The 13,899-nt window shown below is 34.0% G+C and carries 13 protein-coding genes; 9 read left to right on the top strand and 4 right to left on the bottom strand.

Annotated features, from left to right (window positions below; translation table 11 throughout):
• Positions 1-376: 376 nt before the first annotated feature.
• The 5 genes from ACWGOQ_RS13870 (at position 377) to ACWGOQ_RS13890 (ending at position 8,244) form a co-directional block, all read left to right on the top strand.
• Positions 377-1,036, top strand: coding sequence for a response regulator transcription factor (locus ACWGOQ_RS13870; RefSeq protein WP_452059029.1), 660 nt, complete (start codon positions 377-379; stop codon positions 1,034-1,036).
• A 160-nt stretch (positions 1,037-1,196) separates the two neighbouring features.
• Positions 1,197-3,635 (top strand): peptidoglycan DD-metalloendopeptidase family protein, encoded by a 2,439-nt coding sequence (locus ACWGOQ_RS13875; RefSeq protein WP_452059028.1) that lies wholly within the window; start codon positions 1,197-1,199, stop codon positions 3,633-3,635.
• Between the two features lie 129 nt (positions 3,636-3,764).
• The gene (locus ACWGOQ_RS13880; protein WP_452059027.1) at positions 3,765-4,637 is read left to right on the top strand and encodes a TolB family protein; all 873 of its coding nucleotides are present in this window, start codon (positions 3,765-3,767) and stop codon (positions 4,635-4,637) included.
• 4 nt (positions 4,638-4,641) lie between these two features.
• Positions 4,642-6,462, top strand: a complete 1,821-nt coding sequence (locus tag ACWGOQ_RS13885) for an N-acetylmuramoyl-L-alanine amidase (RefSeq protein ID WP_452059026.1) — start codon at positions 4,642-4,644, stop codon at positions 6,460-6,462.
• Positions 6,463-6,795: 333 nt separating this feature from the next.
• A complete protein-coding gene (locus ACWGOQ_RS13890) occupies positions 6,796-8,244 on the top strand; it encodes a S8 family peptidase (protein ID WP_452059025.1) in 1,449 nt (482 codons plus the stop codon).
• Positions 8,245-8,330: 86 nt separating this feature from the next.
• On the opposite strand, the gene ACWGOQ_RS13895 is transcribed toward ACWGOQ_RS13890, so the two are convergent.
• The 4 genes from ACWGOQ_RS13895 to ACWGOQ_RS13910 form a co-directional block, all read right to left on the bottom strand.
• Positions 8,331-8,732, bottom strand: coding sequence for a rhodanese-like domain-containing protein (locus ACWGOQ_RS13895; RefSeq protein ID WP_458202824.1), 402 nt, complete (start codon positions 8,730-8,732; stop codon positions 8,331-8,333).
• A gap of 18 nt (positions 8,733-8,750) precedes the next feature.
• Positions 8,751-9,065 carry a rhodanese-like domain-containing protein gene (locus ACWGOQ_RS13900; RefSeq protein ID WP_452059023.1) on the bottom strand — a complete coding sequence of 105 codons (315 nt, stop codon included), beginning with the start codon at positions 9,063-9,065 and terminating at the stop codon, positions 8,751-8,753.
• A gap of 117 nt (positions 9,066-9,182) precedes the next feature.
• The gene (locus tag ACWGOQ_RS13905) at positions 9,183-9,809 is read right to left on the bottom strand and encodes a thioredoxin family protein (RefSeq protein ID WP_452059022.1); all 627 of its coding nucleotides are present in this window, start codon (positions 9,807-9,809) and stop codon (positions 9,183-9,185) included.
• A gap of 49 nt (positions 9,810-9,858) precedes the next feature.
• Positions 9,859-10,383: a TlpA family protein disulfide reductase gene (locus tag ACWGOQ_RS13910; RefSeq protein ID WP_452059021.1), complete on the bottom strand. Its 525-nt coding sequence runs from the start codon at positions 10,381-10,383 to the stop codon at positions 9,859-9,861.
• A 214-nt stretch (positions 10,384-10,597) separates the two neighbouring features.
• On the opposite strand from ACWGOQ_RS13910, the gene ACWGOQ_RS13915 reads away from it, so the two are divergent.
• The 4 genes from ACWGOQ_RS13915 to ACWGOQ_RS13930 all read left to right on the top strand — a co-directional run bounded on the left by ACWGOQ_RS13915 (position 10,598) and on the right by ACWGOQ_RS13930 (position 13,880).
• Complete coding sequence (locus ACWGOQ_RS13915; protein WP_452059020.1) at positions 10,598-11,050, top strand: MarR family winged helix-turn-helix transcriptional regulator; 453 nt, start codon at positions 10,598-10,600, stop codon at positions 11,048-11,050.
• A 37-nt stretch (positions 11,051-11,087) separates the two neighbouring features.
• A complete protein-coding gene (locus ACWGOQ_RS13920) occupies positions 11,088-11,654 on the top strand; it encodes a YceI family protein (RefSeq protein ID WP_452059019.1) in 567 nt (188 codons plus the stop codon).
• Positions 11,655-11,884: 230 nt separating this feature from the next.
• Positions 11,885-13,282 carry an anthranilate synthase component I family protein gene (locus ACWGOQ_RS13925; RefSeq protein WP_452059018.1) on the top strand — a complete coding sequence of 466 codons (1,398 nt, stop codon included), beginning with the start codon at positions 11,885-11,887 and terminating at the stop codon, positions 13,280-13,282.
• A gap of 28 nt (positions 13,283-13,310) precedes the next feature.
• Positions 13,311-13,880 (top strand): anthranilate synthase component II, encoded by a 570-nt coding sequence (locus ACWGOQ_RS13930; RefSeq protein ID WP_452059017.1) that lies wholly within the window; start codon positions 13,311-13,313, stop codon positions 13,878-13,880.
• The last annotated feature ends 19 nt before the right edge of the window (positions 13,881-13,899 follow it).

Here is a 13,899-nt window from a genome sequence, read left to right on the forward strand (position 1 = left end):
TCTTATATTCTAACCAAAATACTAGATAAATCCATTTAAGTTGATCATATCTTTCTATTCTAACAGGTTACTTAACAAGCTTTTGTCCCCTTTAGTTTTAGCAAAAAAAAACGTATTACATCGAAAAGTATAAGCCATCTGATCAGGCAAGGAAAATAAAATTTAATTTTATAATGCTCACAAGAAAACTTAATATCAATGAAAATATCTCACTCAACCCAAGGCTTTGTATCCACTTATTATGTACGCATTTATTCACAGTAAAAATAGCTGCTACCACAATTTTGTAATTTCAACACGTAGTTGAATTTTTCAGTAATATGATATCAACCAAACCTGAATTATTACTGAATCTTGTTGATAACTCCCTAAAATTATGCAAGAGTACAGTGTTATTGTCGCTTATGATGATCCCTTGAAAAGATTAGGGATCAAAGCCATGTTAGAGGCTCCAAAAGACATGAAATTTAACTTATATGAAGATATAAGTGACTTTGAAAATTTGCGGAAAGTAATTGTAAATTCTCAACCTGATTTTATTGTTATTGATGCTACCTTAAACTCTAATAATTCTGGAATAGAATTAGCAAAATATACAAAACTACACGCTTCGAGAACCAAAATAGTAATAATGGCTTTTACTCTAGAAGATTGGTTAATCAAGGAGCTTAAAGAAATGGAGATCAAATGGATTCTTTACAAAGCGGACACTGTAGAGAATATTACAAAGTGTGCTGGAAGAGCGATCCAAAATAAACCGTATGTAAGTCGCGTGTTTAGAGATTCCTGGGGAAAAGAACAAGCGAACCCTATTCCCGTAGTTTCAGATAAATCCTATCAGAGATTATCTAAAACCGAAGTTAAAGTAGTAAATCAAGTAGCTTTAGGAAAGACGAATAAAGAGATTGCTCTTGCCCTTTTTAAAAGCGAAAAAACGATAAAAAACCATCGCCAAAATATTTGCAGAAAACTACAAATAGCAGGCAGCAATGCATTGTTTAAATATACGATGAAATTAAAATATATTCATCATTAACGTCTTAAAAATAAACTTTTATCATTTTTTACCCCAAAATGAGCACAAGTACCTATTTTTTTCACAAAAAGTGTTTATATATTTCGAAATAATTCTAAGCCTTTACATACGTTTTCTATAAGTGTTTAGTATTACTATCAAATCACACTAACTCGTCATTATGAAAAACACTACATTGAACACCTTTTGGGTATTGTTGTTATGCATATCTATCGCCAATGCACAAGAAATTATTTTTGATCAAAATGGAGAATCATTTTCTTTCGATATAGAGACTAGAAAGATTAATAATATAACTTCTAAAAACTACAATACCAACGCTACTTTTATCTACTTAGATAACATAGCGATCTATCCAGAAGAAATTTCTAAAGAAATGAAGCCTTCTAAGGAATATGAGCTATTTCAGGCATTACAGAGCCCACATAACCCTGAACGCTGGGTTTTTCTAGAGAGGGAGCAACTTAAAGCCGGTTTTAGATTACAAGAATTCAATATCAAAATCGAAAAAAAAGAGACCTTAATTTCAAACAGAAATATACAGCGAGATCAAAAAGCTTTAAAACCAATTGGTTGGACAAACTTACCAAACAAAATTTTGGTAGAAGCAGTATATCTCGACAGTGAAAAAGAACACGAAGGTATCTTTGTGTATGATCTATCCACTAAGAAAATGAATAGAATCAAGCTTCCATTTAAGTACACAAGAACTCCATTATTGTCTCCGGATCGTACTAAGTTGTTTTTTTTAGGAACATTAGATGATTCTGTAGATTATGTTCACGGTAACACGGATATTCTCTACGAGTTTAATATGAAAACTGGCAAAGCAAAAACTATTATATCTTCTAAAGGAAAATCAATAACTTTAAAAGGTTGGAAAAATCAAATTAACAATTCGACATCTAAAAAAACTCAAAATAAATTTTCATCTCTTGATTATTACCTTCCTTGGGATGCTGGCGTAAGCCTTTGTGTTTCCAGACACGGAACTCCCGGCCCATCGGGTTCACACGTTAATCAGGGAAGATGTAACCGATTCGGTCCAGGAGGACATCACGGCTACGCAGCAATTGATTTTGCAACTTCTTTATCAAGTGATCAAAATGTTAGAGCTGCTGCCAGTGGTACAGTCACATTTTCAGGAACCAGTGGCAGCTTAAGTTCGGGATATGGCAGATTAGTAATCATTAGACATAGTGACGGAACAAGAACATATTACGCGCACAACGAAACACTTTTAGTATCTAATGGTCAAACCGTAACAAGAGGGCAAGTAATTGCTAAAGAAGGTACAACAGGTGGATCGACAGGTGATCATATCCATTTTGAGTGGAGAGCTGCAGGGGGAAATGCTTCTACTAAAGGTAAATTTAAAGGAATAGGAGAACCAAGACAGGATTATCGCTACAAATCAAATAATAGCTTAGGAACTCCTCCAATCTCAGATACCACAGCTCCTACTACATCAATGAGTGCATCCGGTGGTAATACGCAATCTGGAGACTTTACGGTAACTTTTTCTGATAATGATAATATAGGAGTAACTCGAAGGTTTTATCAAGCACTCGAAAAATATGGAGACAATTGGTATGCTAATAGAGGAAATGGATTCTTCAACGATAATTTTAATGTACTATATTCTGGATATACTATCGGAGATGGAGACTGGACAATAAATAATAATCATCTTCGCCAGTCCAATACTTCTTCGGATAACACAAAACTGAGTACCTTTCTATCACAAAACTCTGGACTCCCCTATTTATATGAATTCTCTGCAAAAACCATATCAACCAATGGTCCTCGAAAATTTGGTATTCACATCATGGCTGACTCCCCCGATCTTAGTCAAAGAGGCAACTCATATCTGATATGGTTTAGCGGAGAAGATAATAAAGTAAGGGTTTATGAAACTTTAAATAATCAACTAAACTTTAGGGCTATTGATGACGTGCCATTAGATAATCAATGGGCGAATTATAAAATCACATATAGTCCCGGATTTGGAGTATTGGAAGTATTTAGGAATAATACCGCAATTTTAAAATGGACTGATCCCTCTCCTATTAAAAACGGAAGCTCTATATCATTGAGAACCAACACGACCGTAGTGGAATTTGATGACCTTAAGGTCTATAAATTCAGAGCAACAGGGTCACAAGCTATTTCGACCGGAACAGCCGTTACCAAGGATATTCGTAGAAAAAACGGAAAAATAAAAAGTTTGGTAAGAGATGGAGCAGGTAATTGGTCCGCTCCAGGAAATCTGGATGTAACCATCAGTACTTTAACTAAAGAAAATCCAAACTTCCAGAATGACTCATTTATTGAGGCAAATGATATTTTTATATATCCAAACCCAACAGACGGAACAAAACTAACATTGAGTTATCAATCTATTTCAGATACTAACACTGCTATATCCATTACCGATATCACTGGTCGAGTATTAAAATCTTTTCAAGAGTATTCCAAAGAATCAACGAATCAATCTATGGATCTTACTAACTATTTTTACTCTTTACAAAATGGACAATATTTTATTAAAATAAGTAGTAAAAACGGTTCGAAAGTTATACCAATTATTAAAAATTAGTTTGAAAATTGTGTACATAAAAGGGTTCAATTCACTTGTTTGACCATAAGGATAACAAAAATACCTGAACCCTTGTTCTTTTTCGAAATTACTTCTGTAACATAAACTTAAAAACACAAATCTCATCATATGAAAACTACAAAATTAATAGTGTGTACTGTCATATGCGCTTTACTCAGTTCAATTGTGCAATCACAAATTATATCTAATAGCAAACCTATAACTAATGAAGGAGAATTTAGTACTCCGATTTGGTCTCCTGACGGGCAGAAAATCCTCTTTACAGATCATCACAATGATGCATTATTTGTAATTGACATATCTAAAAATAACATCAAAAAAATTAAAAAAGGGCAAGGTATTGGATATCTTCCTTATTGGTCTGCAGATGGTAAAAGTGTCATCTTCAGAGAAAAACCAGAAGGAGGAACTTTTTCTGATGTACAAGTGAAAAGTATCAATCTACTTACAGGAAAAGAAGCCACCTTAAAAGATGTATATCCGAATAGTGTTAAAACAAGGATATCTTATAAATCCAACAAAAATCTTATCGTTTACATAAATCAAAAAACATTAAAACTTGAAGCGAGAGAGGGTATCCAAGGAAAACCTTGGGTAATTAGCAAGGAAGATGGTCAGTTTTACCACCCTATTGTTTCGCCTGATCAAAAATCTGTTATTGTACACGATGGTCCTACAATATATTTGTACTCAATTTACGAAAGTCAAGAAAGAAAAGAATTAGGATTTGGGATAGCAAGTAGTTGGTTACCAGATAGCAAAGGTGTTATTACTTTTGAAGATGAAAGTAAAGATGGACATAGTGTAACAGCCTCAGATCTTTACTTTATTTCTACGTTATCACTAAATAAAAAACAACTTACGTCTACTAAAGACCAAATAGAAATGTGGGGAGATGTTTCTCCAGATGGAAAAAGAATTGCTTTTTCTGATGAAAAATCAGGTCGAATTTTTATTGCGGATCTTAAACTTAAAAACTAAACCGATGAAAAATATATTCTCAAAAAATAACATTCAGTGTTGTGCTTTTTTTCTTCTAATCCTCTCTTTCTCAGCTAGTGCTCAAGTAGTAGTAATTGATCCAGGACACGGATATGCGTCTAATGGTATTACAGATCCAGACGGAAGAACAGACACAGAACACGCTACAGCACTTTCGGTAGGATTAAAACTTCGTACAAAATTACAAAGCGGATGCGGAAATTGGACAGTACGAATGACTAGAACAACCAGAAACGGATGGATCTCTCTAACACAAAGAAGAACCATGTCTAATAGCTGGAATGCTGATAGATTTATAAGCATTCATTGTAATGGAGGAGGTGGATCTGGTACAGAAACTTTTTGGTGCAATCGTAGCAATTCGAAGGATGCCAACAATAGTAAGTTTTCTAGAGAGGTACAAAATAGAATGGTGCAAAAAGGACAATGGACTGATAGGAGATCTGTAGAAGACGATTCTTATATATTCCATTTAGGAGTTCTTACCAGTAATAATGCTATTGGAGTTCTAAATGAGATTGGTTTTGTTGATTCTTCGGATAAATCAAAATTACTTAGCGATTCCTGGAGAAATAAATTTGCGGATGCGTATGTAGCTGCGTTAGAGAATAGTTTAGGTAACTGTTCTGGTGGCGGCGATGGCGGATCTTCTGACACTACTGCACCTACTACCTCAATTAGTGCTTCAGGAGGTAATACCCAAGCTGGTAATTTTACCGTTAACTTTTCTGATAATGACAATGTAGGCGTTACTCGTAGGTTCTATCAAGCGTTAGAAAAATACGGTGATAATTGGTATGCCAATAGAGGAAATGGATTTTTTAATGATAATTTTAATGTATTATACTCTGGATATACAACAGGTGCCGGAAACTGGATTATTAATAACGACCATCTACATCAATCCAACACTTCTTCTGACAATACTAAACTGAGTACATACCTATCTCAAAATTCTGGTCTACCCTATTTATATGAATTTTCTGCTAAAACCAAATCTACCTCTGGGCCTCGAAAATTTGGTATTCATATTATGGCAGATGATGTAACTCTGTCACAACGTGGTAATTCATATCTGATTTGGTTCAGTGGAGAAGATAACAAAGTAAGAATCTATGAAACCGTCAATAACATTTTAAATTTTAGAGCTATTGGTAATACTTCACAGGATAACAATTGGGCGAATTATAAAATAACATATAGCCCGGCATTCGGAGTAATAGAAGTCTTTAAAAATAATAAATCTGTACTAAGATGGACAGATAGTAGTCCTATAAAAAATGGAAGTGCTATCTCCTTGAGAACTAATAAGACTATCGTAGAATTTGACGACCTAAAAGTCTATAAATTTAGAGCAGGATCCACACAAGCAATTTCTGCAGGGGAAGGTGTTATTAAAGATATTCGTAGAAAAAACGGAAAGGTAAAAAGCCTAGTCAGAGATGCTGCAGGTAATTGGTCTTCCTCAGGGAATCTAGATGTAACGATTAGCACGCTTACTAAAGAAAACCCTAATCTTCAGAGTGATTTAGATACTACAACTCACAATTACGTTGCTTATCCTAATCCTACGGATGGTAATCAGTTAACACTAACGTATAATGTAATTGACTCTCAGCATACCAAAATATTTTTATTAGATCTAACAGGTAAAATATTAAAAACCAAATACGACACTCCAGGAAAAGAGTTCAGTAAAAGCATTGACATTACTGATATGATTAAAGGTATGCCTGCCAACATATACTTTATCAAAACTGAAAATGGTGGTCAGACCCGAACGTTAAAAATCATAAAGATGTAACGAATTACTACAATTTATATGGAAGACTTCTGGTATTCTAGCGAGCATGCCGGAAGGTTTTTTTATAAATCAACCCAACCATAAAAAAGGTTAATCTCGGAAACCTAAATATGCTTACGATCTATAAAATCGAGATAAAGATAGAGAACGATTATACGACATAGAAAATTATCGTAAAGATCATAATAAAGAACATAACTATCAACACTTCAACAACGAGTATACAATAAATTAATAAAATAAAAGGAGGTCGATATGAAATAAAAAAATAGACACCAACTATACACCACACATAGTTTTAACCACTAGACATAAACTCATAAATCTTATACAATGAAAAAAAACATTCTCTCGGTTTTAATGCTTTTAGTGATTTTTTCTTGCGCTGATGAACGTATAGAAGACAGTATTGATCCACAACAAGATAGTACTCAAAAGTTACTCTCTATAGAAAAAGTAAATGACTATATCCATAATGAACTTAAAGAAAAAGGTGATTTAAATTGGACTACAGCCCCTGCCACCGTACTATGGAGCGCGGCAATCCACTCAGAAGGTGTGATAACTATTGGTTATGGTAATGAAGGGGAAAGCTTTTCAGAAAACCGTTCTTCATTATTAATGAATGCTAAGGATAATATTCTTAATGTTATTACTACCATTGAACAATCAACAAAATCAAATACAGTACAACATGATGACACTATTCTAAACTTTATAGAAGTGCGTGTCAGCAAACTAGAAACGATTATAGTACTTCAGGAAACAGATAAAGTTCGATATATCGAACCTGGTTACTCTTATTTTTCACCTAATGATCAAGAACGTAATTTTGGTTGTGCCACAGAAGGTAGGAGTGTTAATCCAGAAGATTACAGGGTAATTACTCCTAATGCTTGGCTACCCTGGTCGTTTGATGTACATAACATTCCTGCAGCTTGGGAGTTTAGTACAGGACAAAATATTACCGTTGGGGTAGTGGATTCTGGAATTTCACAAACACAAAAATTCTTAGGGGAGGATTTTAACGATGGTTTTTCTAATAATCGAACTGTAGAACAATTTGGTACTTTTGATGGTTCAGTTTTTGATGATTGCGGACATGGTACTGCAATGTCTGCTGCTATTGCCTCACCACGTAATGATGATGCCATGCCGGTAGGAGTTGCTTATAATAGCAATTTAGTCGTTTATAGAGGTACGGGAGATGTACTACTAGAAGGCAGAAAAGAGCGCAAGGCAGTAAGTAAAGCTATTAGAGCATTAGGAGACCGATCGGATGTTAAGATCATTTCTATGTCAATTGGTTGGGTATGGACTGTTCGAAACATAAAAGATGCGGTAAAATATGCTCACTCCAAAGGGAAAATGATTGTTGCTGCTGGCGGAACATCTACTCAATTTACGAATTGGTATGCTGTTATTTTCCCAGCTAGTATGAAAGAAACTGTTGCGGTAACAGGTATTAAAGAAAACGGTAAACGCTGTTTTGTATGCCACGATGGTAAAAAGATCGATTTTACTGTAGCCATGGAAAGGAATGCTGCTACTAATAGAACACTACCCGTATTAGGGTTTAGCTCTGACGTTAGAAATGTGGTAGGAGGTTCATCAATCGCCACCGCTACTACGGCAGGTATAGCGGCTTTGGTGTGGGCTACAGATCCTAATATGACAAGAGAACAAGTACTTGACAAAATGCAAAAAGCCGGAGAATATTATCCAAATCGTAGCAACAAATATGGATACGGAAAAATTGATGTATTGAAAGCGGTACAATAAACTCTATACGTTTATAAAAACATAACTAATACAACAAAGGGAGATGTATAAAAAATCTCCTTTTGCTGTTTTTATCTTTAATGGTTTTACTTTACCAAAGACTTCCCATTATACTTCCATTCTGTGATACCTCCATCGAGATCGTAAATTTTAGTAAAACCTGCTTTTTTCATATACGCAGAACATTTACCACTTCTTCCTCCACGACCACAATAGACTGCAACAGGTTTTGATTTATCCACTTCAGAAATAAGCGTTTCAAAATTTTCATCGCTAAAGTCTATATTAATAGCACCATCAATATGTCCTTCTGCATACTCTTTAGGTGTACGAACATCGATCAGCTGTACTTTTTCCATTTCAAGTAAAGAATCCATTTCTTCTACTGTAATGCGCTCAACAACGCCAGCGTTTTGAGGGTGGTTGTCTTTGCAATTAACAAGTAACATTGAAAGAGCAACTACCTTTAATATTGTTTTGATTTTCATAAGCATGATTGCATAATATTATTCAGCAACTTCGCCATCCCAATTCATAAAGCCACCAATTAGATTATAAGTAGTTTTAAAACCCATTTGATCCATGAGGGCACAAGCTTGCGCACTGCGGGCTCCAGAACGACAATAGATATAATAATTTTTAGACTTGTCCAGCTTCTCAACTTCGTCAAGAAAACCTTGTCCCATACGTATGTCCAGATGAAGAATGTTTGGTATGTAACCATCTTCTACTTCTTCTTCTGTTCTTACGTCAAGAATTACTGCATTGTCATCTTTAGCAATAAGATCTTCCCATTGGTCTTGTGTAATATCCTCGGCCATTTTATATTTCCGTTTTTAAGTTGAACTTTTATCTATTCAATTCTGTACAAATATAAGAGTCCTTAATGAATTATGTAAGACTACACCTTCATTTATCTAAAAAATATAAGGTAGTTGTTATGCTTTGATGCTACAACCAATAGCTTTTGTAGTCTTTACAGGAATTTTATCTCCGCTAAGCAAAGCATTTACCGCATCCTCTACATATTTTTGATCGGCAGATGATGCATCTTTATAATTGTTATCGATAGCACCCATATAGCGAACGATATTTCCTGCTGAAGTCTTTTCGAGGATGTATACATGAGGTGTTTTTGTAGCTCCGTATTGTGGATAAATTTTCTGGCCATCATCAAATAAATAAGGAAATGTGAATCCCTTTTCTTTTGCTCTAATTTTCATGTTATCAAAACTATCAGTCGGATATGCTTTAGGATTATTGGGATTGATTGCTATTACAGGGTAGCCTTTGGACTTGAAGGCTTTATGCAAGGCAATAATTCTATCCTCGTAAGCAACAGAATAAGGGCAATGATTACAAGTAAAGATGACAATAAATCCTTTAGCATCCTTATAGTCGGCCAAAGAAACCATCGTGTCATCAATATTCTTAAGTTTAAAATCTGTTGCAGTGTCCCCTATACTATATCCTAGATCACTATCTGACACATTAACATTATCAATCGCAAATGCACTCACCGCGATTACCAAAACAACTGCTACTAAAATTTTTAAAGTTTTCATTTGTCTGTTTTATTAAAACTTTCATCAATGAGATAAAAGCCGTATGTTACTATAACATTTTTTTCAATTCTCTTTCTAACTCATCATACGTAAAGGAGCGTTCATAAAAATTTGAAGCATTATCCTTATATATGATCGTGGCAGGAATAGATCCTGACCAGGTCTTATTTACTTTTGGAATCCAGCTATTAGCATCCGGATCATCCAATAAGACTACGTTACTTTGTATCCTTTGTTTCCTAAGAAAAGGGATCAATTTAGATTCTACCTGATTAGGAAGGTCTAGACTCACCAAAATTACTTCAACTTCATTATCAGGATACCTACTATTTATTAATTCGAAATATGGTAATTCTGCCACACAAGGTTTACACCACGTAGCCCAAAAATTAACAATTCGAGTTTTACCATCATTAATCTTCAGCAAATACTCAAAGTTCTCAAAATCATATACAGGTATCTCTACACCTTTATGAGAAAAAACACTAGAAGCTTCTATTGCTACTTTCTGTTCTCCTTTACAGTTCACCAGTAAAATGGTCAATCCTATAGACAAGATTATTTTTTGCATCATACTAAAATATTAAAACGCTTTATTACCCAAAAGGAAATTAACAGGGTTTAAATAATTCATAAAGATAATTTTAGGATTTTAACCCTTGTTAAACAGACAATGATACTATAAAGAATAGTCATCATTAGAACTTTAACAAAGAATTAGTATCTCTCTGTCATAATGAAAGTATTAAATTCTCCTATATTTGTATATACAAATATTGTATATACAAATGAATATTGAAGATATTATAAAGACCAAAGCAGAGCTACCACTTTCTAGAAAAGCAATTATAAATCTTTTATACACCGAAAATTCTATTAGTGAACAAATAAGTTCTGAGTTGAAAGTTTATGATATATCTATTCAGCAATTTAATGTGCTTAGAATTTTAAAAGGTCGAAAAGGTAAACCAGCGAACTTATCTACCATACAAGAAAGAATGGTTAGTAAGATGAGCAATACTACTAGACTGGTGGATAAACTTATAAAAAAAGATTTGGTAAAACGGGTACTTTGCCAAGCTAATAGAAGGAAAGTTGAGATCAGTATTACCCAACAAGGAAGTAAATTTCTGGAACAGGTAAGTCCGGTGATGAATAATTTCGAAAAAAGAATTACATCCTCGCTTTCTGAAGAAGAATTAATCACATTAAACAATTTATTGAATAAACTTAGAAGTTAATTAAATAATCACATTTATAATTTAAATTTTAAAAATCATGAAAACTAAAATGAAATCATTTATCCTAGCTGTAACCTTACTTGCAACGGCTTCAATTTACGCTCAAAAAAAAGAAATCAAAACGGATCAAAGCACTATCAATTGGACTGGTAAAAAAGTAACAGGTTCGCATACTGGAACACTGGATTTTGCTAGTGGTTTTCTAACTTTTGATTCAGGAACATTAAAAGGAGGAGAGTTTGTTGTAGACATGACATCTTTGGCAGTTACTGATCTGGAAGCTGGTAAGGGTAAAGAAAAGTTAGAAGGACATCTGAATTCTGATGATTTCTTTGGAGTAAAAAATCACGAAAAGGCAACACTTGTAATTTCAAAAGCTTCAGAAATGGAAGGTGGTTATAAAGTGATAGGAGATCTTACGATTAAAGGAAAAACCAATCCGATCACTTTTGATCTTGCAGTTAATGGATCTACTGCTTCTACAACCCTAATGATAGATAGAACTAAATACGATATCAAATACGGATCCGGAAGTTTCTTTGATAATTTAGGAGACAAAGCAATTTATGATGAATTTGAATTAGCAGTAAATTTAAAAATGTAGTTTTTTTATTTTTTGAATAGTAATAAATTTATATCTTTGAATCAATAAATTAAAAATGAATCTAATCTTAACAAATACCTGGTGGTGGTCATCTTATAACGAAAACGTCGTGAGATAGATCCTGTCATATAGTTAAATAAACATATTTAAGGCTTGTCAAATCACGACAAGCCTTTTTTTTGTTTAATTCGTAATAGGGGTTTTATAAATTATAAATATCAAAATATAACATGAGTTATACATTAACCACACATTTCAAACAGATTCTTGCCGATACAATCACTCCGGTGAGTGTTTATCTAAAAATCAGGGATAGATTTCCTAATAGTTTGCTTTTAGAAAATAATGACTATCGAGGTAGTGAAAATAGCTTTTCTTATATCTGCTGTAATCCTATCGCAAATATCAAGATTGAAAATGAAACGATTTATGAATCATTTCCCGATAAAACCCGCAAAGAAACCCCGATTACAAAGAACACTAATATCCCACTGATCATAGAACAATTTGGGCAAAAATTCATAACTTCTAAAAGCGACTTCAAGTTTATAAACAACGGATTATTTGGATATATTTCTTACGATGCAGTTCGGTATTTCGAAAATATTTCAATTTCCAAAAAAGAGGGAGGTCTAGATATTCCAGATATGCAATACACTGTTTATCAAAATATTATTGCTATTAGTAACTTCACAAACGAGGCTTGTATTTTTGCACATTGTTATGAATCTGACAGTAATATCGAGGAAATAGAATCATTATTAAAAGTTAAAAACTTTGCATCCTACACCTTTACTACTGTAGACGAAACCACCTCTAACTTGGATGACGAACAATATAAAGAACAGGTTGTCTTAGCTAAAAAACATTGCCAACGCGGAGATGTTTTTCAACTGGTTTTATCAAAACGTTTTTCACAAAAATTTAAAGGTGATGAATTTAATGTTTATCGCGCCTTACGCAGTATTAACCCATCTCCTTACCTATTCTATTTTGATTATGGTGATTTTAAAATATTTGGTAGTTCTCCAGAAGCTCAATTGGTGGTTAAAGATGATATCGCTGAGATCCACCCTATTGCAGGTACTTTTAAACGTACCGGAAATGATGAGCAAGATGCCGAACTGGCTAAAAAATTATCTGTAGATGAAAAAGAAAATGCAGAACACGTAATGCTGGTAGATTTGGCTCGCAACGATTTAAGTCGTAATGGAAGTGAAGTTACGGTAGATACGTATAGAGAAGTTCAGTTTTATTCGCACGTGATCCATCTGGTTAGTAAGGTTACCGGTAAAAAACATAAGAATACCAAAACAATGCAAATAGTTGCAGACACGTTTCCTGCAGGAACGTTAAGTGGTGCTCCTAAACATAAGGCGATGCAACTTATAGAAAAATACGAAACAGTAAATCGAGATTTTTATGGTGGCGCCATAGGTTTTATGGATTTCTCTGGCAACTTTAATCATGCAATTATGATACGAACATTTTTAAGCAAAAACCATCAACTCCATTGGCAAGCTGGAGCTGGATTAGTAAATGAATCAAATAAAGAAAATGAATTGCAAGAAGTATACAATAAACTAGGAGCATTAACCAAAGCTTTACAACTAGCTGAAGAAATATAAGGAGCTCATAAACTCCTATTAAAATGAGATGAAAAAAGTATTAGTAATAGACAACTACGATTCATTTGTATACAATCTGGTTCATTATCTGGAAGATTTGGGCTGTGAGGTTGTCGTAAAACGTAATGATCAATTAGATTTAGAAGATGTTGCACCTTTTCATAAAATATTACTTTCACCCGGACCTGGAATTCCGGATGAAGCCGGATTGCTAAAAGACATCATCAATACTTATGCGGACACCAAAAGTATTTTTGGGGTTTGTTTGGGTCAACAGGCAATCGGAGAAGTTTTTGGAGGAAGCCTTATTAATCTGAAAGAAGTATATCACGGTGTTGCAACCGAAGTAAAAACCACTGTGTCAGATGAGCTTCTTTTTAAAGGATTAAAGAACACTTTTAATGTAGGCAGATATCATTCCTGGGTAGTTGCAGAGGCTGATTTACCTTCCTGTTTAGAGGTAACGTCATTTGATAAAAATGGACAGATTATGTCCCTAAGGCATAGAAAACTGGATATTAGAGGTGTACAGTTTCACCCCGAATCTGTACTCACTCCAGATGGAAAAAAAATGTTAGAAAACTGGATTAATAATTAGTATTCTCTACTAACAGGTA

The sequence above is a fragment of the Aquimarina ulvae genome (assembly GCF_053613295.3).